Origin of the sequence: Azospirillum agricola, assembly GCF_017876095.1 — a bacterium.
In the GTDB taxonomy this organism is placed as follows: Bacteria; Pseudomonadota; Alphaproteobacteria; order Azospirillales; family Azospirillaceae; genus Azospirillum; species Azospirillum agricola.
This window is the reverse complement of the sequence record NZ_JAGINM010000030.1, coordinates 42,849-67,693: the sequence shown is the minus strand read 5'-3', so window position 1 is coordinate 67,693 and position 24,845 is coordinate 42,849. Positions and strand designations below refer to the sequence as shown.

Annotated in this window: 21 protein-coding genes; 13 read left to right on the top strand and 8 right to left on the bottom strand. The window is 71.0% G+C overall.

The genetic code is table 11. The features are described 5' to 3' along the window. The 3 genes from J2847_RS30155 to J2847_RS30145 all read left to right on the top strand — a co-directional run. Positions 1-548: electron transfer flavoprotein subunit beta/FixA family protein (locus tag J2847_RS30155; RefSeq protein WP_209782427.1), on the top strand; the 548-nt coding region annotated here is incomplete at its 5' end. 17 nt (positions 549-565) lie between these two features. Continuing rightward, positions 566-1,507 carry an electron transfer flavoprotein subunit alpha/FixB family protein gene (locus J2847_RS30150; RefSeq protein WP_209782426.1) on the top strand — a complete coding sequence of 314 codons (942 nt, stop codon included), beginning with the start codon at positions 566-568 and terminating at the stop codon, positions 1,505-1,507. 43 nt (positions 1,508-1,550) lie between these two features. Continuing rightward, entirely contained in the window at positions 1,551-3,359 is a 1,809-nt protein-coding gene (locus J2847_RS30145) for an acyl-CoA dehydrogenase (RefSeq protein WP_209782425.1), read from the top strand. 91 nt (positions 3,360-3,450) lie between these two features. Here J2847_RS30145 and J2847_RS30140 read toward each other — a convergent pair whose 3' ends face one another. Further along, positions 3,451-4,212 (bottom strand): DeoR/GlpR family DNA-binding transcription regulator, encoded by a 762-nt coding sequence (locus J2847_RS30140; RefSeq protein ID WP_209782424.1) that lies wholly within the window; start codon positions 4,210-4,212, stop codon positions 3,451-3,453. Between the two features lie 88 nt (positions 4,213-4,300). Between J2847_RS30140 and J2847_RS30135 the strand changes: the two genes are divergently transcribed. The 8 genes from J2847_RS30135 to J2847_RS30100 all read left to right on the top strand — a co-directional run bounded on the left by J2847_RS30135 (position 4,301) and on the right by J2847_RS30100 (position 14,798). After that, entirely contained in the window at positions 4,301-4,900 is a 600-nt protein-coding gene (locus J2847_RS30135; protein ID WP_209782423.1) for an NUDIX domain-containing protein, read from the top strand. Continuing rightward, positions 4,897-5,355: an acetyltransferase gene (locus tag J2847_RS30130; RefSeq protein ID WP_209782422.1), complete on the top strand. Its 459-nt coding sequence runs from the start codon at positions 4,897-4,899 to the stop codon at positions 5,353-5,355. Before J2847_RS30135 ends, J2847_RS30130 begins: the two co-directional genes overlap by 4 nt. A 100-nt stretch (positions 5,356-5,455) precedes the next feature. After that, positions 5,456-6,205 (top strand): response regulator, encoded by a 750-nt coding sequence (locus J2847_RS30125; protein WP_209782421.1) that lies wholly within the window; start codon positions 5,456-5,458, stop codon positions 6,203-6,205. A gap of 151 nt (positions 6,206-6,356) precedes the next feature. Beyond that, a complete protein-coding gene (locus tag J2847_RS30120) occupies positions 6,357-7,427 on the top strand; it encodes an ABC transporter substrate-binding protein (protein WP_325169515.1) in 1,071 nt (356 codons plus the stop codon). Between the two features lie 105 nt (positions 7,428-7,532). After that, positions 7,533-9,722: an ABC transporter permease gene (locus tag J2847_RS30115; RefSeq protein WP_209782420.1), complete on the top strand. Its 2,190-nt coding sequence runs from the start codon at positions 7,533-7,535 to the stop codon at positions 9,720-9,722. Then, positions 9,719-10,819 (top strand): ABC transporter ATP-binding protein, encoded by a 1,101-nt coding sequence (locus J2847_RS30110; RefSeq protein WP_209782419.1) that lies wholly within the window; start codon positions 9,719-9,721, stop codon positions 10,817-10,819. The genes J2847_RS30115 and J2847_RS30110 overlap by 4 nt, the downstream gene beginning before the upstream one ends. 96 nt (positions 10,820-10,915) lie before the next feature. Beyond that, positions 10,916-13,660 carry an ATP-binding protein gene (locus J2847_RS30105; RefSeq protein WP_209782418.1) on the top strand — a complete coding sequence of 915 codons (2,745 nt, stop codon included), beginning with the start codon at positions 10,916-10,918 and terminating at the stop codon, positions 13,658-13,660. Positions 13,661-14,045: 385 nt separating this feature from the next. Then, positions 14,046-14,798: a helix-turn-helix domain-containing protein gene (locus tag J2847_RS30100; RefSeq protein WP_209782417.1), complete on the top strand. Its 753-nt coding sequence runs from the start codon at positions 14,046-14,048 to the stop codon at positions 14,796-14,798. Between the two features lie 177 nt (positions 14,799-14,975). Here J2847_RS30100 and J2847_RS30095 read toward each other — a convergent pair whose 3' ends face one another. Then, positions 14,976-15,992, bottom strand: coding sequence for an ABC transporter substrate-binding protein (locus J2847_RS30095; RefSeq protein ID WP_209782416.1), 1,017 nt, complete (start codon positions 15,990-15,992; stop codon positions 14,976-14,978). Positions 15,993-16,315: 323 nt separating this feature from the next. On the opposite strand from J2847_RS30095, the gene J2847_RS30090 reads away from it, so the two are divergent. Further along, complete coding sequence (locus J2847_RS30090) at positions 16,316-16,960, top strand: hypothetical protein (RefSeq protein WP_209782415.1); 645 nt, start codon at positions 16,316-16,318, stop codon at positions 16,958-16,960. A 4-nt stretch (positions 16,961-16,964) separates the two neighbouring features. After that, complete coding sequence (locus J2847_RS30085; RefSeq protein ID WP_209782414.1) at positions 16,965-17,774, top strand: aldo/keto reductase; 810 nt, start codon at positions 16,965-16,967, stop codon at positions 17,772-17,774. A gap of 34 nt (positions 17,775-17,808) precedes the next feature. Here J2847_RS30085 and J2847_RS30080 read toward each other — a convergent pair whose 3' ends face one another. From J2847_RS30080 to J2847_RS30055, 6 genes are all read right to left on the bottom strand, one after another. Then, positions 17,809-18,360, bottom strand: coding sequence for a histidine phosphatase family protein (locus J2847_RS30080; protein WP_209782413.1), 552 nt, complete (start codon positions 18,358-18,360; stop codon positions 17,809-17,811). Beyond that, positions 18,354-19,037: a phosphoglycolate phosphatase gene (gph, locus tag J2847_RS30075; protein WP_209782412.1), complete on the bottom strand. Its 684-nt coding sequence runs from the start codon at positions 19,035-19,037 to the stop codon at positions 18,354-18,356. Before gph ends, J2847_RS30080 begins: the two co-directional genes overlap by 7 nt. Before the next feature lie 12 nt (positions 19,038-19,049). Then, entirely contained in the window at positions 19,050-20,186 is a 1,137-nt protein-coding gene (locus J2847_RS30070; protein ID WP_209782411.1) for an ABC transporter ATP-binding protein, read from the bottom strand. 14 nt (positions 20,187-20,200) lie between these two features. After that, positions 20,201-21,913 (bottom strand): ABC transporter permease, encoded by a 1,713-nt coding sequence (locus tag J2847_RS30065; RefSeq protein WP_209782410.1) that lies wholly within the window; start codon positions 21,911-21,913, stop codon positions 20,201-20,203. Positions 21,914-21,986: 73 nt separating this feature from the next. After that, complete coding sequence (locus J2847_RS30060) at positions 21,987-23,342, bottom strand: extracellular solute-binding protein (protein WP_209782409.1); 1,356 nt, start codon at positions 23,340-23,342, stop codon at positions 21,987-21,989. A 165-nt stretch (positions 23,343-23,507) separates the two neighbouring features. Further along, complete coding sequence (locus tag J2847_RS30055; RefSeq protein WP_209782408.1) at positions 23,508-24,845, bottom strand: sigma-54-dependent transcriptional regulator; 1,338 nt, start codon at positions 24,843-24,845, stop codon at positions 23,508-23,510.

Below are 24,845 nucleotides of genomic sequence, written 5' to 3'. Positions count from 1 at the left end.
CGCAGGAGACGCTGCGCACCGCGCTCGCCATGGGGGCCGACCGCGCCATCCTGGTGCAGACCGACGCCGAGACCCAGCCGCTGGCCGTCGCCAAGCTCCTCAAGGCCCTGGTCGAGAAGGAAGGGCCGCGGCTGGTCATCCTCGGCAAGCAGGCGATCGACGACGACTGCAACCAGACCGGCCAGATGCTCGCCGCCCTGCTCGGCTGGGGCCAGGGCACCTTCGCCTCGAAGGTGGTGGCGGGCGAGGGCTCCGTCGCCGTGGCGCGCGAGATCGACGGCGGGCTGGAGACGGTGGAGCTGACGCTTCCCGCCATCGTGACCGCCGACCTCCGCCTCAACGAGCCGCGCTACGCCTCGCTGCCCAACATCATGAAGGCGAAGAAGAAGCCGCTGGAGACCGTCACCCCGGACAGCCTGGGCGTCGACGTGGCACCGCGCCTGACGACGCTGAAGGTGGTCGAGCCGGCCAGGCGCAAGGCCGGCGTCAAGGTGGCCGACGTGGCGACCCTGGTCGACAAGCTGAAGACCGAAGCGCGGGTGATCTGAGAGGGGATGAACTGACCATGGCCAACATTCTCGTCGTCGCCGAGCACGACAACGCGACGCTCAAGCCCGCCACGCTGAACGCCGTCACCGCCGCCGCCCAGATCGCCAAGGGGATCGGCGGCAACATCCACGTCCTGGTCGCCGGCAAGGGCGCGCAGGCCGTGGCGGACGCCGCGTCCAGGATCGCCGGCGTGTCGAAGGTCCTGCTGGCCGACGACGCCGCCTACGAGCACGCGCTGGCCGAACCGCTCGCCGCGCTGCTGGCGGAGATCGGCCGCCCCTACGGCCACATCCTCGCCCCGGCCACCTCGGTCGGCAAGAACGTGGCTCCCCGCGTCGCGGCCCTGCTCGACGTCGCCGCCATCTCCGACATCACCGGGGTGGTCTCCGCCGACATTTTCGAGCGGCCGATCTACGCCGGCAACGCCGTCGCCACCGTCCAGTCGAAGGACCCGATCAAGGTCGTCACCGTGCGGACCACCGCCTTCGAGGCGGCGGGCGACGGCGGTTCGGCCGCCGTCGAGGCCATCGCCGCCGCCGGCGATCCCGGCCTGTCGCGCTTCGTCTCGGCCGAGCTGTCCAAGTCCGAGCGTCCCGAACTGACCTCGGCCCGCGTCATCGTCTCCGGAGGGCGCGGGATGCAGTCGGGCGAGAATTTCGCCCTGCTGGAGGCGCTGGCCGACAAGCTGGGCGCCGCCGTCGGCGCCTCGCGCGCCGCCGTGGACGCCGGCTTCGTGCCCAACGATTACCAGGTCGGCCAGACCGGCAAGATCGTCGCCCCGGACCTCTACATCGCCGTCGGCATTTCCGGCGCCATCCAGCACCTCGCCGGCATGAAGGACAGCAAGGTCATCGTCGCCATCAACAAGGACGAGGAGGCGCCCATCTTCCAGGTCGCCGATTACGGCCTCGTCGCCGACCTGTTCAAGGCGCTGCCCGACCTGTCCGCCTCGCTGTAAGGCGCGCCCCTCCCCCATTCCCCCGTTTCCGAAAGGCGCCCCGATGACCGGCTACGCCCCCCCGCTGAAAGAGATCCGCTTCGTCCTCGACCATCTCGCCGGCATGGCCGAGGTGGCGGCCCTGCCGGGCTTCGGCGACGCCACGCCCGATCTGGTGGACAGCATCCTGGACGAGGCCGCCAGGATCGCCGGGAACACGCTGGCCCCGCTGAACCGCGCCGGCGACACCCAGGGCGCCAGGCTCGACGAGACCGGGACCGCCCGCACCACGGAGGGCTGGAACGCCGCGTGGCGGACGCTGGTCGAGGGCGGCTGGAACGGCCTGCCCTTCGAGCCGGAGCATGGCGGCATGGGGCTGCCGAACCTGCTGAACACCGCCGTGCAGGAGATGTGGCATTCCGCCAACATGGCCTTCGCGCTGTGCCCGATGCTGACGCAGGGCGCGGTCAACGCGGTGCGGCTCTACGGCTCCGACGCGCTGAAGGCGCTCTATCTGCCGAGGATGGTTTCGGGCGAATGGACCGGGACCATGAACATCACCGAGCCGCAGGCGGGCAGCGACCTTGCCGCGACCCGTTCGCGCGCGGTGCCGGCCGGCGACGGGACCTACCGCGTCACCGGGCAGAAGATCTTCATCACCTACGGCGACCACGACCTGACGGAGAACATCGTCCATCTGGTGCTGGCCCGGCTGCCCGACGCCCCGGCCGGCGTGAAGGGCATCAGCCTGTTCGTCGTGCCGAAGTTCCTGCCCGACGCCGACGGCAACCCCGGCGCCCGCAACCAGGTGAACTGCGTGTCGCTGGAGCACAAGCTGGGCATCCACGGCAGCCCGACCGCCGTGCTGTCCTTCGGCGACGAGGGCGGCGCCACCGGCTGGCTGGTCGGCGAGCCGAACCGTGGCCTGGAATACATGTTCACCATGATGAACCACGCCCGGCTGGCCGTCGCCCTGCAAGGGCTGTCGATCGCCGAGCGGGCCTATCAGCAGGCCCTGGCCTACGCCCGCGAGCGCGTGCAGGGCAGGCCGGTGGGCTGGACCGGCGGCCAGGGGAGCGCCGGCATCCTCCACCATCCCGACGTGCGCCGCCTGCTGATGGGCATGAAGAGCCGGATCGAGGCGATGCGCGGCCTGCTCTACACCGCCGCCGCCGCCGTGGACACCGCCCACCAGCACCCCGACGCCGGAACGCGGCAGCGGGCCGGGCTGCTGGTCGATCTGCTGACCCCCATCGCCAAGGGCTGGTGCACCGAGACGGGGCAGGAGATCGCCTCGCACGGGGTGCAGGTGCATGGCGGCATGGGCTTCATCGAGGAGACCGGCGCTGCCCAGCACCTGCGCGACGCCCGCATCACGACGATCTACGAGGGGACCACGGCGATCCAGGCCAACGACCTGATCGGCCGCAAGATCCTGCGCGACGGCGGGGCGGCCCTGCGCGCCCTGCTGGAGGAGATCGCCGCCCTCGGCCGCGAACTGGCCGGCAGCCCCGACGACTCCCTGCGCGTCACCGGCGCGGCCCTGGCGGAAAGCTGCGCCCAGGCCGGCGAGGCGGTGGCGTGGCTGCTGACCGCCGGTGCCGGCGACGCCCGCGCCCCGGCGGCGGCCTCGGTCAACCTCCTGGAGCTGCTGGGGCTGGTGGCCGGCGGCTGGCAGCTGGCCCGCGCCGCCCGCGTGGCGGCGGCGCGGCTGGAGGCGGGCGATCCCGACACGGCCTTCCTGTCGGCCAAGCCGCTGACGGCCCGTTTCTTCGCCGAGCATTTCCTTCCCCGCGTCGATGCGCTGCGCGCGACGGTCGTCGCCGGCTCGTCCAGCGTGATGGCGTTGACGGAAGAGCAGCTTTTCGCATGAGCGCGCACGCCCCCGCCCCGTCCGGGGTGGGGGCGTCCTCCGCCGCCGGCCGGCCCGGATCGCGCCAGCGGCCCCCGTCGGTCACGGCCCTTCAGGCGGAGGCGCGGACGATCGGGATTCCACGCCCTTCATAGGCGTCCAGGACATCGGCCGGGCAGCCCCTTTCCACGACGATCCCGTCGATCTCGTCCAGCCCGACGACGTCGCAGGCGGACACCGCGCCGAGCTTCTCCCACGAGGCCAGCACGATGGTCTCGGCCGACCGCCGGCTGATCGCGCGCTTGATCGCCGCCTCCTCCCGGTCGCCGGTCGTCAGCCCATGCTCCGGATGGATGCCGGCGACGCCCATGAAATAGACGTCGGCGCGGATGCGGGAGATGCCTTCGATCGCCACCGCCCCCACGGCGACGTTCGAATGCTTGTAGATGCGGCCGCCGATGAGTTCGACCGCGACGCCCGGATGGTCGAGCAGCGCGACCGCGACGTCCGGGCTGTGGGTCGCCACCGTCGCCCGCAAATCCAGCGGCAAGGCGCGGGCGAGCGCCACGGCGCTGGTGCCGCCGTCGAGAAAGACGGTCTGGCCGTTCCTGACCATGGCGGCCGCGGCCCTGGCGATCGCCGCCTTGCCCTCGACCGAGACCTTCCGCCGGGTGGGAAGGTCGGCGAGCGCCTTCGACGCGGGAAGCGCTCCGCCATGGACGCGCTGAAGCAGGCCCTCGGCCGCCAGTTCGCGGAGATCGCGGCGGATCGTGTCCTCCGACAGCCCGAGCGCCCGGCTCAGATCCTTCGCCACCACGCGGCCCTCCCGGGCCAGCGTGTCGAGGATGAGCGCCTTCCGTTCGGTCGTCAGCATGGGGGGCCCCGCTCCGGTCTTCGCGGCATATTGCACGTTTCCCAAAAATCATGCAACATCGTGCAGACTTGCGCATCGGGAGGCGGGCATGGCGATATCCAGCCGGGTTCGGGTCGAGGACGTGACCACCCTGTCGGACGACTGGTACGTCCTGAAGAAGACGACCTTCAGCTTCCTGAGGGGGGACGGCTCCTGGCAGCGGCAGAGCCGGGAGACCTACGACCGTGGCAACGGCGCCACCATCCTGCTGTACGACCCGGAGCGGCGCACGGTGCTGCTGACCCGGCAGTTCCGCTACCCGGCCTTCGTCAACGGCCATGACGACCTGCTGATCGAAGCCCCGGCGGGCCTGCTCGACAACGCCAGCCCCGAGGAGCGCATCAAGGCCGAGGTCGAGGAGGAGACCGGCTACCGCGTCACCGACGTCCGTCCGATCTTCGACGCCTTCATGAGTCCGGGGTCGGTGACGGAGCGCCTTCACTTCTTCGTCGGCGCCTATTCGGCGGCCGACCGGGTGTCCGACGGCGGCGGCAACGCCGACGAGGGCGAGGACATCGAGCGTCTGGAGCCGACGATCGACGAGGCGCTGCGGATGATCGCGGACGGCCGCATCCGCGACGGCAAGACCATCATGCTGCTGCAACACGCCGCCCTGCATCTCCTCAAGGACGGCGGGACCGTCCGATGACCGGAATCCGCGCCGCGCGCGCCGACGACCTCGCCCGCAACGTCGAGATCTGGCGGACCTCCGTCCTGGCGACGCACCATTTCCTGACGCCGGAGCATTTCGCCGAGATCGCCGATCTGGTGCGGACCGCCTATCTGCCGGCCGCCGAGCTTCTGGTCGCCGTCGACGGGCGGGATGTCCCGCAGGCTTTCCTGGGGGCGTCGGGGGGCCACATCGACTCGCTCTTCGTCCACGCCGACCGCCGGGGCGGCGGGCTTGGCCGCCGGCTGGTCGAGCATGTCCGCCGGGGCCGGGACGAGGTCACGGTGGAGGTGAACGAGCAGAACCCGTCCGGCCGGGGCTTCTACGAACGCCTCGGCTTCGCGGTGGTCGGCCGCTCGGAGACCGACGACGACGGCCGGCCCTACCCGCTGCTCCGCCTGCGATGGAGGCGTGCCGGCGCCGCAACGCCGTAAACCGCGACCGATCCGAACACCGCTCCGCCGGTCCCGGCCAGATCTGTTGATCCCGGCGGGAAGGAATGCGATCCTGCGCCCTCATCACCGGGCGGGCAGGATGTCATCGAACGCGTCACCGACTGGCGGAAAGCGCCTGACCATCGGGGTCGTCGACGATGATCCGGCGGTCCTCCGGATGGTCGCCGACCTGCTGGCCGGGGAAGGCTACGGGACGGCGCTCTGCCCCGACGCGGCGTCGCTGATGGCGGTGCTGGCGTCCGGCCGGCTCGACCTGATCGTGCTCGACCTGCGCCTGCCGGACCGCGACGGCATCTCCATCGCCGCCCAGCTGCGGGGCACGATGGACGTGCCGATCATCATGCTGACCGGGCGCGGCGACGACATCGACCGCATCATGGGGCTGGAGGTCGGCGCCGACGACTACATCGTCAAGCCGTTCAACAACCGCGAGTTCATCGCGCGGGTGAAGGCGGTGCTGCGCCGCACCACCCGCGAGAGCGTTCCGGTTCCGGCGCCCTGCAAGCGCGGCTACCGCTTCGCCGGCTTCACGCTGGACGAGGACGGGCGGCGGCTGTTCGACCCGGCCGGCAAGCCGGTGGCCCTGACGGTGGCCGAGTTCGACCTGCTGCTGGCCCTGGTGCGCGCCCACGGGCGGGTGCTCAGCCGCAACCAGATCCTCGACCTGACCCACCACGACCGCGACGACGTGTTCGACCGCACCATCGACGTGCTGATCCTGCGCCTGCGCCGCAAGATCGAGCGCAACCCGCAGCAGCCCTGGCTGATCCGCACGGAACGCGGCCTCGGCTATGTCTTCGACTGCGACATCGAGGCGTTCGGCCCCTGACCGGCGCCCCGCCGCCTCCCGGTTCCGTTAACAAGATTACAGCCGCTCCCTGAAGGCGTGACATCCGCCGTTCACCCTGGCCGCTTACGCTGGCCGGACGAACAGACGCGCCGTCAAGAAAACCAAGTCGAACTCCAGGGAGGAGTGCTCCGTGACATCCGCAGGCAGCCTGACCAAGTCCAACTGGATCAAGTCCAACTGGATCAAATCCGCCGGTCTCGGCCTTGGCGCGCTGGTCGCGCTGGCCGCGCAGCCGGCCCAGGCCCAGGGCACCCTCACCGTCCTGTGCGGCGTGCAGGAGGAATGGTGCAAGGCGATCGCCGTCGCCTTCGAGAAGAAGACCGGCACCGCCGTCGCCATGAGCCGCAAGAGCGCCGGCGAGGCGCTGGCCCAGATCCGCGCCGAATCCGCCAACCCCAAGACCGACGTCTGGTGGGGCGGCCCCGGCGACCCGCACCTCCAGGCGGCCGAGGAAGGGCTGACGCTGGCCTACGAGAGCCCGCAGCAGGCGGATCTCCAGCCCTGGGCGCAGAGCCAGTACAAGCAGTCGCAGGGGCGCAGCGTCGGCGTCTACGCCGGGGCGCTCGGCTTCGTCTACAACACCGAGCTTCTGGGCAAGCGCAAGATCGGCGCCCCGAAATGCTGGGCCGACCTGCTGCGTCCGGAGTTCAGGGACGAGATCCAGATGGCGAACCCCAACGCGTCGGGCACCGCCTACACCGCCTTGGCGACCCTGGTGCAGATCCTGGGGGAGGATGGGGCGTTCGACTACCTGAGGAAGCTGAACGACAACGTCAACCAGTACACCAAGTCGGGCAGCGCGCCGGCCGCCGCCGCCGCGCGCAGCGAGACGCTGGTCGGCATCGTCTTCATGCATGACGGCATCAACCAGAAGATCAACGGCTTCCCGGTGGACGTCGCCGCCCCCTGCGAGGGCACCGGCTACGAGATCGGCTCGATGAGCATCCTCAAGGGCACGAAGAACCCCGACGCGGCCAAGGCCTTCTACGAGTTCGCCCTGTCGCCGGAGGGGCAGGCCACCGGCGCCGAGACCAAGCAGTTCCAGATGCCGTCCAACCGCAAGGCGGCGATCCCGCCGGAGGCGCCGAAGCTGGAGGCGATCCGGATGATCGACTACAACTTCCAGAAATACGGCACCGCCGAGGAGCGCAAGCGCCTGCTGTCGCGCTGGGACGCCGACATCAAGGCCGTCGCCAAGTAACCGCTTCCCGGCCCTTCTTTTTCGACCTGAGGCTTCCGCCCTTCCCTTCCCTTCCGGGGAGAAGGGCGGGCCGCGCCCGGTCCGTCAAAATCCGCAGGTGATGTGATGCGTCCTCGTTCGGCAGTCTGGCTGGCGCTGGGGTGGGTGGGCTTCGCCCTGCTGCCCTGGTTCGCCGGCAGCGGCACACAGCCCGCCCTCGCGCCGCCCGCCCCCGGCCCGGCCGGATCCGCCCTGATCGACGGGCTGACCAGCGGGCGCTGGTGGCTCCTGCCCGTCGCCCTGCCGCTGCTGCTGGCGCTCGCCGTCACGGCGCTGCCCGGTCTGCGCGCCCGTCAGCCGGCGGCGCTGCTGGCCGGCGGCGCCTTCGGGCTGGCCTGGGTCGCGGCGCAGGGCTTCGCCATCGGCCTCGACGGCTGGGCCTGGGGCTGGCTCGGCGCCCTGTTCGGCCCGCTGCCGCTGGGGCAAGGCGGCTTCGGCGCCGGGGCGGCGCTGACCGCGCTGTCCTTCCTGTTCCTGATGACCAACGGCTTCGCCGGCTTGGGCTTCATGAAGGGCGACCGCTTCACGGCCGGCGCCATCGGGCTGGTGCTGGCGGCCATCGCCGCCTTCGTCTTCCTGCCGGTCGGCTATGTCCTGAGCGGTGCCGGCGACACCGGCACCGGCGGCTTCTCGGCCGGCGCGCTGTGGGCGCGGCTGGCCGCCCCCGACGTCTGGCGCCTGTCCTGCCTGACCGAGGCGAAGTCCTGCGGCGTCGTCTGGAACAGCGTCTTCCTGGCGGTGATGACCGGCATCGCCACCACCCTGCTCGGGCTGGCCTTCGCGCTGGTCGCCGTGCGCACCGGCTTCCGCGCCAAGAAGCTGCTGCGCGTGCTGACCGTGCTGCCGATCATCACGCCGCCCTTCGTCATCAGCCTCGCGGTCATCCTGCTGTTCGGGCGCAACGGCACCGTCACGCTGGCGATGGCCGACTGGTTCGGCATCCCGGTCTCGCGCTGGATCTACGGGCTGCCCGGCGTGCTGCTGACCCAGACGCTGGCCTTCACGCCGATCTCCTTCCTGGTGATGATCGGCGTCGTCCAGGGCATCGGCCCGTCGCTGGAGGAGGCCGCGCAGACGCTGCGGGCCAGCCGCTGGGTCACCTTCCGCACCGTCACCTGGCCCTTGATGCGCCCCGGCGTCGCCAACGCCTTCCTCATCAGCTTCATCGAGAGTCTCGCCGATTTCGGCAACCCGCTGATCCTCGGCGGCAATTACGAGGTGCTGTCGACCAAGATCTACTTCGCCGTCGTCGGCGCCCAGAACGACCCCGGCCGGGCGGCGGCGCTCGGCATCATCCTGCTCTGCCTGTGCCTGGGCGCCTTCTGGGTGCAGCGGCAGTGGCTCGGCAAGAAGTCCTACGCGACGGTCGGCGGCAAGGGCGACAACGGCATCCCCTCGCAGCTTCCGCGCGGCATCAAAATTGCCGCCTACGCCACCGCCCTGCCCTGGGCCGCCTTCACCTTCGTGCTCTACGGGCTGATCCTGTTCGGCGGCTTCACCGAGAACTGGGGCCGCAACAACAGCCTGACCCTGCGCCACTATCTGGCGGCCTTCGACCTCAGCTGGGGGCCGAACGGGCTGATCTGGTCGGGCCGGGCCTGGGGCTCGCTGTTCACGACGATCGAGGTCGCCGCCCTGTCGGCGCCGCTGACCGCCGCCGTCGGGCTGCTGACCGCCTATCTGCTGGTGCGCCAGAGCTTCAAGGGACGCGGCGCCTTCGAGTTCCTGACGATGCTGAGCTTCACCATCCCCGGCACGGTGATCGGCATCAGCTACATCCTCGCCTTCAACCAGCCGCCGATCGAGCTGACCGGCACCGTCACCATCCTCATCGTCTGCTTCGTCTTCCGCAACATGCCGGTCAGCATCCGGGCCGGCGTCGCCGCCATGTCGCAGATCGACCGCAGCCTCGACGAATGCTCGCTGACGCTGGGGGCGGGCAGCGTGCAGACGATCCGCCGGGTGATCCTGCCGCTGCTGCGCCCGGCCATCGTCGCCTCGCTGGTCTACAGCTTCGTGCGCGCCATCACCTCGATCAGCGCGGTGATCTTCCTGGTCAGCCCGAAATACGAGCTGGCGACCGCCTACATCGTCGGCCGCGTCGAGCAGGGCGATTTCGGCCTCGCCATCGCCTACAGCTCGGCGCTGATCGTGCTGATGTCGGTCGTCATCGCGCTCATCCAGTTCGCCGTCGGCGAGCGCCGCATCGGCCGCCGCGCCGCCACCCCCGTCACGCTTCAGGAGAAGCCGGTATGAGCATCGCCAGCAAGGCCGCGGGCGTCGAGTTCCGCAACGTCAGCCGCCGCTACGGCAGCACCGCCGCCGTCGACGACGTCAGCTTCAGCATCGAGGCCGGAACCCTCGTCACCCTGCTGGGTCCGTCCGGCTGCGGCAAGACCACCACGCTGCGCATGATCGCCGGTCTGGAGATGGCGAGCGGCGGGACGATCCTGATCGGCGGCAAGGACGTCACCCGGCTGCCGGCCACCGACCGCAACGTCACCATGGTGTTCCAGTCCTACGCGCTGTTCCCGCACATGAGCGTGGCCGACAACGTCGCCTACGGGCTGGTGGTCAGCGGCGTGCGCAAGCGCGACGCCGCCGCCAGAGCGGCCGAGGGGCTGGAGCTGGTCGGGCTCGGCGGCTACGGCCAGCGCCTGCCGAGCGAGCTGTCCGGCGGCCAGCAGCAGCGCGTCGCCGTCGCCCGCGCCCTGGTGCTGGAGCCGGAGGTGCTGCTGTTCGACGAGCCGCTGTCCAACCTCGACGCCAAGCTGCGCCGCAAGATGCGCGACGACATCCGCGAGCTTCAGCAGAAGCTCGGCCTGACCTCCGTCTACGTCACCCACGACCAGGAGGAGGCGCTGGCCGTCTCCGACCGCATCATCGTGATGAACAAGTCGGTGATCGCCCAGACCGGCACGCCGGACGAGCTGTACCGCCGGCCGAACAGCCGCTTCGTCGCCGACTTCATCGGCGGCGCCAACCTGATCGACGGCGAGCTGGTCGCGCGCGGCGGCGGAACGGCGACGGTGGCGCTCGGCCGGCTGACCCTGTCGGTGCCCGATCCGGGCCTGCCGGCCGGCGGGATCCTGCTCGCCGTCCGGCCGAACGCGATCCGCCTGCGGCCCGCCGGCGCCGACGGGGGCATCAATGGGGGCGGCGACGGCAGCGGCGACGGCATCCCGGTCACCGTCCGCAAGGCGACCTACCTCGGCTCGCACATGGAGTACGGGCTGACCAGCGAGTTCGGCGACCTGTTCGTGGTCGATCCCAACGTCGCCAACCCGGTGCCGGCGGGTGCGACCGCGCTCGCCACCTTCACCGGCGACGGCATCGCCGCCGTCGCGCGCTGACCCGTCACGCGCCGCCCCGCCCCCCGCCGACCCGCGCGTTTCCCGCTGGCGCCGGCGGGGCGGCCGGCGGTAGCCTCCAACCCGATGGTCAGACGCATGCTGTCCCCCGTTAGCGTTCGCGGCCGGCTGCTCGCCGCCTTCGGAGCCATGGTGGTCCTGACGACGGCGGTCGGCGGGGTCGGCTGGTTCGGGCTGGGGGAGACGGAGCGCGCCCTGCTGTCCCTCCAGCGCGAGGGGCTCGGCAACATCGCGCTGGCGATGCGGATGGCGGAGCTGAGCACCGGGCTGGCCGCCCGCGCCCCCTTCATCGCCGCCATCGAGGCGACGCCCGGCCTCGACGAGGAGCGCGGCCAGCTCGAACTCAAGCTCGCCGACCTGACCGTCCTGGTCAACCGGCTGCCGGGGCTGGAGCGCGCCTCGCCGCACGTCCCGTCCGACGTGCCGTCGCTGGTCAGGCTCGCCGGCCGGCTCGACGGCACGCTGCGCAACCTGATGGACGTCACCGGCGAGGCCATCGCGGTGCGGGCGGAGGCGGCGGCGATCCGCCTCGGGCTGGAGCGCCAGCGCATCCTCGGCGAGACGCTGGCCGGGGCGGCGGCGCGGACCTTCGAGCATCCCGGCTTTCCCGGCCTGGAAGGGGCGGCGGCCGGAACCCCGCCCCTGCCCTTCTCGGTCCTGCGGCTGGCCGACCGCACGCGCGACACCGTGTCGGCCGCCCTGACGACGACCAGCCCGGCCGACCTCGCCCGCTGGCGCGGCGGCTTCGACGCCGACCGGCGGGATCTGCGGGCGATCGACACCGCCGCGCCGGCGCTGGCCCTCATGGCCCCCTCGCTCGACCAGCTGCTGGCCGTGCTCGACGGCCAAGGGGCGGTCTTCGACATCCGCAACCGCCAGCTCGGCATCGAGCAGCGCAGCCGCTTCCTGGTCGCCGCCGCCAACACCCTGTCGGCGCAGCTGAACCGCGAGGTCGAGAGCGTCACCACCGCCATGCAGACGGCGGCGCGCAGCCGGGGCGACGCCACCTTCTCCGCCCTGTCCTCGGGCAAGGCCGGCATCCTGGCGCTGGGCGCGCTCTGCGCGCTGGCGGCCGTCGCGGCGGCGGTCTACGTCATGCGCGACGTCGCCGGCAATTTGCGGGCGGTGACGCGGGCGATGTCGGCGCTGGCCGGCGGCGACCGGCTGGTCAGCGTCCCGGCCACCGGCCGCCCGGACGAGATCGGCGACCTCGCCCGCGCCTTCAGCGTCTTCAAGGAGAACGTCGCCGAGCGCGACGCGCTGGCCCGCAAGCTGGGCGAGAACTCGCGCATGCTGGAGGCCGTCTTCGACAACATGAACGACGGGCTGTCGGTGTTCGACGAGAACGGCCGGCTGGTCACCTGGAATCCGCGTTTCCTTGAGCTCAACGGCTTCACCCCGGCCGACGTCGCCGGGCGCGACCTTGCGGAGCTGCAACGCAACCTGCTGCGGCGCGGGGTCGGCATCCGGATGCTCGACGGCAGCAGCGTCGATCTCGACGCGCTGACCCGGCGGCGCGCCGAGCAGGCGCTCCGCTGCGAGCACCATTTCCCCGACGGCCGGGTGGTCGAGCTGCACAGCAGCCCGATGCCGTCCGGCGGCTTCATCACCACTTATTCCGACCTGACCGAGCGCAAGGACATCGAGAAGCAGCTCCGCCACGCCCAGAAGATGGAGGCGGTCGGCCAGCTGACCGGCGGCATCGCCCACGACTTCAACAACCTGCTCGCCGCGATCATGGGCAACCTCCAGATGATCCACGACGAGACGGCCGAGCAGGACCCGGTGCGCGGCAAGGCGCTGCGCGCGCTCGACGCCGCCGAGCGCGGGGCGACGACCATCCAGCGCCTGCTCGCCTTCTCGCGCCAGCAGGCGTTGCAGCCGCAGGCCGTCGACCTGAACGAGCTGGTCGAGGGGATGCTGGATCTGCTGGCCTACGGGCTGGGCAACGGCATCGTCCTGACGACGGCGCTGACGCCGGGGTTGCCCCCCGCGCTGGTCGATCCCGGCCAGTTGGAGAACGCCCTGCTCAACCTCGTCGTCAACGCCCGCGACGCGCTGGCCGACGGCGGCACCATCGTCATCGCCACGGAGGCGGCAGCGCGGGAGGACGGCGACGCCATCGTCCTGTCGGTGCGCGACGACGGCAGCGGCATGCCGCCCGCCGTGCTGTCGCGCGTCTTCGAGCCCTTCTTCACCACCAAGCGCTTCGGCCGGGGCAGCGGGCTCGGCCTGTCGATGGTCTACGGCTTCGTCCGCCAGTCGGGCGGCACGGTCGACATCCGCAGCGAGCCCGGAATCGGCACGCTGGTGGCGATGGCCTTCCCGCGCGCCCGCATGCTGCCGGAGACGCTGGCCCTGCCGCGCGACGCCGGCCCGGTCGAGGGCGGGCGGGAGCGCGTCCTGGTGGTGGAGGACGACCCCGCCGTCCGCCTGACGGCGGTGGACATGCTGACGGCGCTGGGCTACCGGGCGGTGCCGGCGGCCTCGGCGGAGGAGGCGCTGCCGCTGCTGGACGGGACGCCGTTCGACCTGCTGTTCACCGACGTCATCCTGACGGGCGGCATGAACGGTCCGGCCCTGGTCGCCGTCGCCAAGGCGAAACAGCCGGCGTTGCAGGTTCTGTTCTGCTCGGGCTACGCGCGGGACTTCCTGGTGGAGAGCGCCAGCCTGCCGCTCGACCTCCACTTCATCCAGAAGCCCTACCAGAAGCCGGCGCTCGCCGCGCAGATCCGCACCGCCCTCGGCGGCGGAAGCGGCGGCGCCCAGCCCGGCCCGGCGCGCAATCGGCCGGAACCGTCGGTCCTGCCGGAGCGCCTCTGAAACGGCATCCGACGCCCAAGCGAACGGCAGGAGACGGAAACGCCCGCTTTCCACGCCAACCTCTTCGAGGATTCCCGTCATCCCCGCGAAGGCGGGGATCCAGGCTTTTCCCATGGGGTCCGCTCGGAAAACTCTGGATCCCCGCCTTCGCGGGGATGACGAGGCGAGAGACCGCCCAAGGTTCTGTTGGGTGCTCTTAGGCGCTCTACCTTGCCAAAATCAGCGCCCATGCGCGACGGCATGACATGACGGCTGAAGAGGTCGGAAGTCAAAGCCTCTGCTGCAAACCGCCCCTCCGGAAAACCGCTTTTTTCCCGAAAGCCCTCTGTCAAAGGAAAATTTACCTATAACTTGGCGCTCCCGTCCCCACCCCTGGAGCCCCGCGATGCCCCTCGACGCGCTCGCCACCCCCGCCGCTGCTCCCACCAACACCACACGCGCCGCCCCCCTGCCCCGTTGGGCCGAGGAGCCTCCGGCTCCGCCTGACGGATCCCTGGTCCCCGGATCGCGCTTCGCCGAGGAGCAATGGGTGATGGCCGCCGGCATGCTGGCGCGCGGGGCGTCCTTCCTGCACGTCGCGCGCGCCTTGGGGTGCAGCCGCACCACGCTGTGGCGGGCCTATTACGGCTCGCAGGCCCTGCGCGCCCGCGTCTGGTGGGAGCGTCAGGCGCTGAACCGCGAGGCGGAGCTGCGGCTGTCGTCGCTGCGCGATCTGGTGGCGCAGCAGGTCGAGCGGCTGGTGGCGATGGGCGACCCGGCGACGGTGCGCTGGGCCGCCGACCGGCTCGGCCTGTTCGGCGCACCGGAACTTGCGAACCTTGCGGCCCCTGCGGCGCCCGTGCCGCCCTCTCCCGTTTCGGAAGACGGCTTCGGCGCCGCGGAGGATCCCGCCGCGCCCCCGATGCCCGCCCCGGTTCTCGCCCCCGCCCTCGACGACGCGGTTCCCGGCGCTTTCCGCGAACGGACCCAGCCCGACCCCGCCATCATCGCCGCCATCCTGGCGCAGCCGGAAGCGGACGGCCCCAAGGGCGTCTATCCCTGGACCCTCAACCCCGACGACGCCTACCCCAGCCTCGGCTCGGCGGAGGAGCGGCGCGGCAAGGGCCCCTGCGGGCGGCGCGGCGGGCCCGGCGGATGAGCCGCCGATGAGCCGCCGATGAGCCGCCTTGCGCCGGAACGAAACACGGAACGGGATGGGAAAAGCGTTCCACGCCGTTTCAAACGTTCCAAACCGCCCGGCACCCGCCGCCCGCCGTCCCCGGCGCGGGCCTTGCGGGTGCGGGTGCGGGTGCGGGTGCGGGTGCCGGGCCGCCCGTCAGTTGGCGACCGACTTGATCTCCGAATCCCAGCGGCCCAGCAGCCGCTTGCGCTCATCGACCATGCCGTATTTCTGGAAGTTGTAGTCGATCAGCCGGACATCCTCGAACTTCGGCGCGTCGGGCGGCGACACCGACTGCTTGTTGGACGGCGTCATCTGCATGTTGAGCGCGCCATAGTCCTGCGCTTCCGGCGTCAGGGCGAAGTCGTAGAAGGTCTTGGCCGATTCGAGGTTCTTGGCGCCCTTGAGGATGCTCATCGAGCCGATCTCGTAGCCGGTCCCCTCGCAGGGGGTCGAGATGTCGACCGGGAACTTGTTCACCTTCTGGATGACGCTGTCGTTGACCCAGGAGATGCCGACCAGCGTCTCGCCGCGCGCCACGGCCGCCGCCGGGGCGGCGCCGGATTTGGTGTACTGGTTGACGCTCTCGTTCAGCTTCTTCAGATAGTCGAAGCCGGCGTCCTCGCCGAAGATCTGCACGAGGGTCGCCAGCGCCGTGTAGGCCGCCCCGGACGAGTTGGGGTTGGGCATCTGGACCTCGCCCTTGAACTCCGGACGCAGCAGGTCGGCCCAGCATTTCGGCGGCTGGATGCCGCGCTTGGCGAGCATCTCGGTGTTGTAGACGAAGCCGAGCGCCCCGGCGTAGATGCCGACGCTGCGCCCCTGCGACTGCTTGTACTGGCTCTGCGCCCAGCCATGCAGATCCTTGAGCCGCGCGCTCTCGTAGGCGACGCTCAAGCCCTCCTCGGCGGCCTGGAGGTGCGGGTCGCCCGAGCTGCCCCACCAGATGTCGATCTTCGGGTTGGCCGCCTCGGCGCGGATCTGGGCCAGCGCCTCGCCGGCGCTCTTGCGGGTCATGGCGACGGCGATGCCGGTCTTCTTCTCGAAGGCGACGGCCATGACCTTGCACCATTCCTCCTGCACGCCGCACATCACGGTGACGCTTCCCCGCGCATGGGCCGGGCTAACGGCAAGCGCAACCAGCGCGCCGATGCCGAAACCGACAGACTTCATCTTGGAAACCGCACAAACCATGGGAAGAATCCTCCGGTGAAAATTCCGTTTTTATTTCCTGATTCGACACCAATTCATCCAAAACACTTTGCGCTTTGGAGAAAAAGCGGTATCAAGAATGAAGGGAGCGCAAGAACGACGTCCATTTCCTTCTTCCTCCCTTCGTCTGCTCGCGTGGCATCGTTTCCCGGCGCCTTTCTTTCCGATTGTTCATACAAGGGGCGAATGAATGGCGGATGTCACCATGAGGGGAAGGCAGCGAAACACTGTTAACGGAAGCCGTCCGACACCGTCCGGCGCGACGCGCGCCAAGGCCGCCGATCATGGGTGAGGCGCTCGCCGTTGAGGCGCTCGTCGGCGCCGCCAACCGGGCGCGCGAACGCGCCGGTTTCCTGTCCGTCGAGGCCGTGGCGGCGCTCGCGGACGGCGGGGTTCTCGTCCTCGACCCGTTCTCGACGCTGGTTTCGCCCGGCGTCACGCTGGCGGCCGGCGTCACGCTGTGGCCCGGCACGACCGTCCAGGCGACGGAGGGCGGTCGGATCGCCATCGGGAGCGGCACCCGGCTCTTTTCCGGCACGCGCATCGTCGCCGCCGGCGGGCGGGTCGGCATCGGCGCCGACACCGAGATCGGCGAGGAAGGCGGCTTCACCATCAAGGCCGACCATCCCGACCACGCGATCGAGATCGGCAGCCACGCGCGGCTGCTCGGCGGCGGGTCGCTCGCCCTCGGCAACCACATCGGCGACGGCGCGCAGGTGCTCGGCCCGATCCGGATGCAGAGCTGCCGGCTCGAGGCCGGCGGCAGCCACCGCGACCCGGACCCGGACCGGCGTGGCGGCGTGCTGAAGGGCGGCGGCGTCGCCCGTGGCCTCACCGTGCCGACCGGCATGGTGATCCAGGCCTTCGGCCTGTTCGGCGAGGCCCCGCTGCGCCCGCAATCCTTCTTCCACCCGAAACCACGGGCGTGACGCGATGACGACTGTTGAAACACGGGCCACCGACCGGCGGCTTGAACTGGGCCTCGGCCTGCTGTCCATCGGCCGGAGCTGGGGCGTGCGCCCGACCGAGGTGCCGGCGGAGGAGGAGGCCCAGGCCCTGCTCCGCCGCGCGCTCGACCTCGGCGTCCGCAGCCTCGACACCGCCCCGGCCTACGCGGGCAGCGAGGCCGTGCTGGGCCGCTTCCTCGCCGGGCTCGACGGCCCGCAACGCTCGGCCCTGACGGTGATGACCAAGGCCGGCGAGCATTGGGACGCGGAGAGCGCCACGACCTTCGTCGATCACGGCCGGGACGCCCTGCGGCGCAGCATCGACCGCAGCCTGACGCTCCTGCACGGCATCGACGTGCTGCAAATCCACAAGGCGACGGCCGAGCTGGTGGACAGCCCGGACGTCGTCGCGGCGATCGAGCACGCCAGGGCGGCGGGCGTGACGCGCTTCGGGGCCAGCGTCGCCACGGTCGAGGCCGGGGAACGGGCGATCGCGACGGGGCTCTACTCCTTCCTGCAATTCCCCCTCAACAGCGCCGACGACCGGATGCTGCCGCTGCTGCCGACGATGGCGCGGGCGGGGCTGCGGGCGATCGTCAACCGGCCCTTCGCCATGGGCTCGCTGGTCGGCTCGCTGGTCGGCTCGCCGGCCGGCCCGGCGGCGGACGGGGACGCCGCCCGCGCGGCCTTCGCCTTCATCGGCCGGCACCTCGCCGACGGCATCGTCCTCACCGGAACCGGCAAGGTCGCCCATCTGGAGGCGAACGTCGCCAGCTTCGCCGCCGCGCTGCGGTAAACCCCCGCCCAACGCGGCGCCGGCCACCGCCGCCTCACCGGGGGGCCGCCGTCTCCCGCGTCAGGGTGACCGGCGCCGCGTTGGGCGGCCACAGCAGCGCGGACTCCACGCCCATCCAGCGGCAGAGCACCGGCCATGTCCCGGCGTGCGCGACGATCAGCGGCGGCCGGCCGTCCACGGGCACCGGCAGCCCGCCAAACAGCCCGTCGAGCGCCGCCGTGACGCGGGCCCGGAACGCCGTCAGGCTCTCGCCGTTCGGCACCTCCTCGCGCAGCAGGTCGGCCGGAATGGCGCCGCCCTCGAGGTCGCCCCAGCGCCGCTCCTCCAGTCCGGGCACCGGGACGACCGCGACGCCGAGCGCCCCGGCCAGGATGCCCGCCGTCTCCAGCGCCCGGCGCTGCGGGCTGCTGTGGATGACCGGCACCGAACGCCCCTCTTGGCGACCCATGGCGACCAGCGTCGCGGCGGCCTCGCGCGCCTGCGCCCGCCCCCGCTCGGTCAGCGACACGTCGCGCGAGCCGGCGAGCCAGCCGCCGAGGTTGCTCTCCGTCTCGCCGTGCCGGCAGAAGATCACCGACGTCAGCATGACAGCCGCCCCGCCAGATCGGCGAAACCGTCGAGGATGCCGTCGTGCGGCAGGCCATCCAGCGGCACGCGGGCGTAGCCGTAGGGCACCAGCAGCACCCGCGCCACCCCGGCGGCGCGGGATGCCGCCACGTCGTGCTCGTTGTCGCCGACGAAGACGGCTTCCGCCGGGGCAACGCCCAGCCGCTCCAGCAGCCCCAGCACCGGCTCCGGCGAGGGCTTGCGGGTCGGGTAGCTGTCGCCGCCGACCACGGCGGCAAAGCGGCCGGCGATGCCCAGATCGTCGAGCAGCCGCACCGTCGCCCCCATCGGCTTGTTGGTGCAGACGCCGAGCCGCAGCCCGGCCGCCGCCAGCCGGCCCAGCGTGTCGGCGACGCCGGGGTAGAGCGCGCTGTGGGCGCTGGGGTCGGCCTCGTAGAGCGCCAGGAAGCGCTGGAGGCAGCGGGCCTCCTCCTCCGGCGCCGGCCGGCCGCCGGTGGCGGCCAGCACGCGCTCCACCAGCTTGGGCGCTCCGTCGCCGATGAAGGAGCGCACCGCCGGCAGATCGACCGGCGGCCGCCCAAGCTCGGCGAGCAGGGCGTTGGAGGCGTGCATCAGGTCGGCGGCGCTGTCCACCAGCGTGCCGTCGAGGTCGAAGGCGACGGCGCGGATGGGGCGGCGGTTCAGGGGATCGGTCACGGTGACGGCACCTTACGGGTGGAGGAGGCGGGCCTTGTCGGCCGCGAGGTCGAGGATGATCGGGGCATCCGGGGCGAGCAGAGCATCGCCCGCCTGGTGCGGCGCGTCCACCTGCACCAGCTGCCCGCCGACGTCCACCGCGTAGCGGATGGAGGCGCCGAGGAACTCCCGGTGGCGGATGGTGCCGGTCAGCCGGGCGTGGCCGGCGGCCGGCGGCCCGCCGTCGGCGCGGATCATCAGGTTCTGCGGGCGGAACATCAGCTTGCCGCCCGCCCCACCCGCCCCGACCGTCGGCGGCAGCGCCACCGGCGTCACGCCGTCACCAACGAAGACGCGGCCCCCCGCCCCGTCGTTTTGCACCGCGCCGTCCAGCACGTTGGCGGTGCCGAGGAAGCCGGCGACGAACAGGTTGGCCGGGTGGTCGTAGAGATCCTGCGGCGTGCCGACCTGCTGCACCTTGCCGTCCTCCATCACCGCGATGCGGTCGCAGATGGTGTTGGCCTCCTCCTGGTCGTGGGTGACGAAGATGGTGGTCAGGCCGAGCTTGCGCTGGAGGCTCAGCAGCTCCTGGCGCATCTGCACGCGCAGCTTGGCGTCGAGGTTGGACAAAGGCTCGTCGAGCAGCAGGATCTTCGGCTCGATTACCACGGTCCGCGCCAGCGCCACGCGCTGCTGCTGGCCGCCCGAGAGCTGCGAGGGCCGGCGGTCGGCCAGATGCCTGAGCCCGACCAGATCGAGGGCGGCGTCCACCCGCCGCTCGATCTCGGCGCGCGGGACGCGGCGCTCCTCCAGCCCGAAGGCGACGTTGCGGCGCACCGTCATGTGCGGCCACAGGGCGTAGCTCTGGAACACCATGCCGACGTCGCGCCGGTGCGGCGGCAGGGTGGAGATGTCGCGCCCGCTGATGCGGACCTCGCCGCGCTGCGCGGTGTTGAAGCCGGCGATCAGCCGCAGCAGCGTGGTCTTGCCGCAGCCCGACGGGCCGAGGAAGGCGAAGAACTCGCCCGGCTTGATGGCGAGGTTGACGTCCTTCAGCACATGGTTGCTGCCGTAGGACAGGTTGACGCCCTCGATGTCGACGCCGACGCTCTGGATCTGGGCGGCGAGCGCGGCGGAGGAAAACCGTTGGTCGGAAAACTGGTGGTTCATGACGATGGCTTCCCTCAATGGTCCTGGCCGCGTTCGCGGCGGCCGCGCTCGATGACGACGTGCGACAGGTAGGTGCCGAGCCCGACGATGATGACGGCGAAGATGCCCAGCGCCGCCCCCGGACCGCGCCCGGCCGCCGACTGCATGTAGACGTAGAGGCCGTAGGCGAGCGGCGCGTCGCTCTGCGAATGCACCAGCATGATGGTCGCCGACAGCTCGACCGCCGCGGTGGCGAAGCTGGTGACGAAGCCGGCCAGGATGCCGCCCGACATCAGCGGCACGACGATGCGCCCGACCGTGCGCAGCTTGGTGGCGCCGAGATTCTCGGCCGCCTCCTCCAGCGAGGAGCTGACCTGCTGCAAGGCGGCGGTGCAGGCGCGCAGCGCGTAGGGCAGACGGCGGATCGCCAGCGCGAAGACCAGGATCAGCCAGAAGTTCGACAAGGGCTGGCCGGTGAAGGGCATCGGCACGTCGTAGAAGCTGCGCAGGTAGCCGATGCCCAGCACGACGCCCGGCACCGCCAGCGCCGCCATGGCGATGTAGTCCAGCCATTGCCGGCCCGGCAGCTTGGTGCGCAGGACCAGATAGGCGATGGCGGTGCCGATCACCACGTCGAGCAGCGCCGCCAGCGAGGCGTAGAGCAGCGTGTTGGTGATGTACTGCCCGCTCTCGGTGAAGACGGTCTGGTAGTGCTTCAGCGTGAAGGCGTCGGGAACCGGGCTGAAGGACCAGATGGTGGCGAAGGACAGCAGGCCAAGCCCGACATGCGGCGCCAGCACCAGAACCAGGATCAGCAGAACGATGCCGTAGGCCGCGACCATCTCCAGCGGCTTCAGGCGCCGCTTGGCCAGACCGCCGCCGCCGCGCTGCACCGTGGCGTAGTCCTTGCCGCGCATCGCCAGCGCCGACACCCACAGCGCCAGCAGCGAGCAGGCGATCAGCACGACGGAGATGACGTAGCCCATCGGGTCGGCGATGCCGATCGAGGAGATGCGCAGGTAGGCCTGCGGCGCCAGCATGTCGTTGACGTTCAGCAGCAGCGGCGTGCCGAGGTCGTCGAACACCTTGATGAAGACCAGCGAGGCGCCGGCGACGTAGCCCGGCATCGCCAGCGGGAAGACGATGCGGCGGAACAGGCGGAAGCCGTGGCAGCCGAGATTCTGCGCCGATTCCTCCATCGCCCGGTCGATGTTCCTCAGGCTGGCCGACAGGTTGATCAGGATGAAGGGGAAATAGTGGATGCTCTGGACGAAGATGACGCCGTTCAGCCCCTCCATGAAGGGGATCGAGAAGCCGAAATGGTCGCGCAGCAGCAGGTTGACCGACCCGTTGCGCCCGAACAGCAGCTGCATCGCCACCGCGCCGATGAAGGGCGGCATGATCAGCGGGATGATGCCCAGGCTCTGGATCAGCACCGCGCCGCGGAACTCGAAACGCGTGGTCAGATAGGCGAGCGGCAGCGCCAGCAGGCTCGCCACCACCACCGACATCGCCGAAACGTAGAAGGAGTTCCAGAACGACCGCATGAACAGGTCGTTCTGGAAGAAGTCGGCGAAATTCACCAGGGTGAAGGCCCCCGTCGTCTTGTCCTGGAAGGCGACGAAGATGACCTGGACCACCGGGACGACCAGGAACAGCAGCAGGAAGGCGGCGATCAGCAGCGCGGCCAGCGCCGGCCCCGGCCGCACGCGCGCGATGCGGTCGCGCGTGAGCGCAAGTGACGTCATGGATTGGGCCCGTGGGCTGGGGGAGAAAAAAGGGGACGCCCGAAGGACGCCCCCGAGGCTCGACGCACCAGCGTCAGCGCGCCAGGGCCAGCGCCTCGTCGGCCTTCTTGCGGGCGCTGGCGTAATTCTCCTTGGCGAAGGCGGCCCACTTCTGCTCGACCTGCGCCTGGCGTTCCGGCACCGCGTCCTTGGCCGACTTGCGCTCCACCGTGAAGGCGCCGGCCAGTTGCGGGTCGGCGGCCTGCTCCGCCGTCACCGGCATGGCGGCGACGAGATCGCGGGCCTCGGCCAGCAGGGCCTTGGCCTTGTCGTTGGGCTTCTTGGCGAGTGCCGCCTCGGCCTTGTGGATGGCCTGGGTCGCCGCCTTGAGGTCGTCGAGCTGGAAGGTGACGAGCTGGTCGAACAGCGCGTCCACCACGTTGTAGCGGGCCTGCGAGACGTTGACGTCGAAGTTCACCTGCGAGCCCAGCGACGTGTCCTTGAACGGGTTGGGGTAGCCGGCGGGCGCCTTCTCGTAGGTGACGGGGTTGACCGGCAGGCGGCGGATCGCCGGTTCCAGCAGGACCTCCTGGCCCTTGGGCGACAGCAGGAAGTCGACGAAGCCCTCGGCGGCGGCCTTGTTGGGGGCGTTCTTCACGACGCCGACGTTGGCCGGCACGATGGTGGTGACGGTCGGATAGACGAACTCCACCGGGAAGCCCGAGGCCTGCGACGACAGGGCGAAGAAGTCGATGACGATGCCGACGCCGAAGGCGCCGGAATTCACGCCGTCGGGCACGCCGAAGCTGCGCTCGGTGATGGTGCGGTAGTTGCCGGCCATCTCCTTGTTGGTGCGCCAGCCCTTTTCCCAGCCCTCGCCCTGGAGGATCGTCTCGATGGTCAGGTGCGTCGTGCCCGAGCGCGACGGGGCGGAGATCGCGACGTGGTCGTAATAGACCGCCTTGGTCAGGTCGGCCCATTCCTTGGGAACCGGCAGGTCGTTGGCCTTCATGTAGCGGCTGTTCCACATGATGCCGTAGCCCGACGCGGCGAAGCCGGCGTACATGCCCTCGGGATCGTTGACCGGGTAGGCGCCGACCTTCTCAGGAATGCCCTCCACCTTGGGCTTGTAGGGCTGGAGCAGCCCGGCGCCCTTCAGCACCTCGAAGGCGTCGGGGGCGGACGCCCAGAACAGGTCGACGCCGTTGTTCGACGCGGTCTCCTGGAGATACTTCACGCCCGCGTTGGTGTTGCGGTTCAGGATCTCGACGGTGACCTTGGGGTTGGCCTTCTGGTAGGCCTGCTGGAAGGCGGTCGTCATGTCCTTCGGGAAGGAGGTGACGATGACCAGCTTGCCGCTGGGATCTTCCGCGAAGGCGGCGGCGCCGGACAGCAGCAGGACGGCCAGGGCGGCGGCGGCGTTGCGCAGGGTGCGCGTGGTGCGAAGCATGGGTGTTGTCCTCCCCTCGATGTCTTATGCTCGCCCATTCAGCAATCGGCATGCCAGACGTTCCGGCCTTGCACGGCCGGGCTTCGGGCGGCGTCGATGGGTCAGGACGGAAACATCGGCGGGCGAGGCTGGGTAACGCGGGGAACATCCCCGCGCCCGATCCTCTCATTCTTCCGTGAAATCGTCGCGGTTCAGGCCGTGATGGCGCATCTTCAGGTACAGGGTCTTGCGGGTGATCCCCAGCCGCTCCGCCGTCTCGCCGACCCGGCCGCCGCAGCGGGCCAGCGCATCCTCGATCAGCTGCTTCTCGATGCGGTCGAGCTGGTCGGCCAGCGGTTCGATCTCCGCCGTCGCCCCTCCGGTGGCGGCTGGGGCGAGGCCGTCGCCCAGCCCGAGCGCCACCCGCTCGGCGACGTTGCGCAGCTCGCGGACGTTGCCGGGCCAGCCATGGGCGGCGAGGCGGACCAGCGTGGCGGCGTCGAGCGTCGGGGCCGTCCGGCGCGAGCGGGCGACGGCGGCGTCGAGGAAATGGCGGAACAGCAGCGGCACATCCTCGCGCCGCTCCCGCAAGGGGGGCAGCGGCACGGTGACGACGTTGAGGCGGTAATAGAGATCCTCGCGGAACTTGCCCTCCGCCGCCAGCCGCAGCAGGTCCACCTTGGTCGCCGCCACCACCCGCAGATCGAGCGGGATCGTCCGGTTGGCGCCGATGCGTTCGATCACCCGCTCCTGCAACACGCGCAACAGCTTGACCTGGAGATGCATCGGCATGCTCTCGATCTCGTCGAGGAACAGGGTGCCGCCGGCCGCGTACTCCAGCTTGCCGATGCGCCGGCCCTGCGCGCCGGTGAAGGCGCCCGGCTCGTGGCCGAACAGCTCGCTCTCGATGATGGTGTCGGGCATGGCGCCGCAGTTCAGCGCCACGAAATTGCCGGCCCGCCGCCGCCCGCCCTCGTGCAGGCTGCGCGCGACCAGCTCCTTGCCGGTGCCGGTCTCGCCGAACAGCAGCACGTCGACCTCGGCGTCGGCGAGGTTCGCCACGGCGGCGCGCAGGCGCTCGATGGCCGGGGAACGGCCGATGATCCGCCCCTCCGGCCCGCCCTCCGCCAGCTGCGCCCGCAGGCGCCTGTTCTCCAGCACCAGCCCGCGGTGGGCGAGCGCGCGCCGCACCACCTCGACCAGATGGTCGGGCTCGGCCGGCTTCTCGATGAAGTCGTAGGCGCCCTCGCGGACCGCGCGCATCGCCATGGCGATGTCGCCGTGCCCGGTGACCAGCACCACCGGCACCTCCGCGTCCACGGCGCGCACCCGCTCCAGCAGGGCGAAGCCGTCCATCCCCGGCATGCGCACGTCGGTCACCACCACGCCAGGCCAGGAGCCGCCGAGCCGGACCAGCCCCGCCTCCGGCTCCGTCACCGCCTGGACCGCGAAGCCCTCCAGCTCCAGCGTCTGGCGGCTGGAATCGAGCACTTCCGGATCGTCGTCGATCAGCAGGACGGTCAT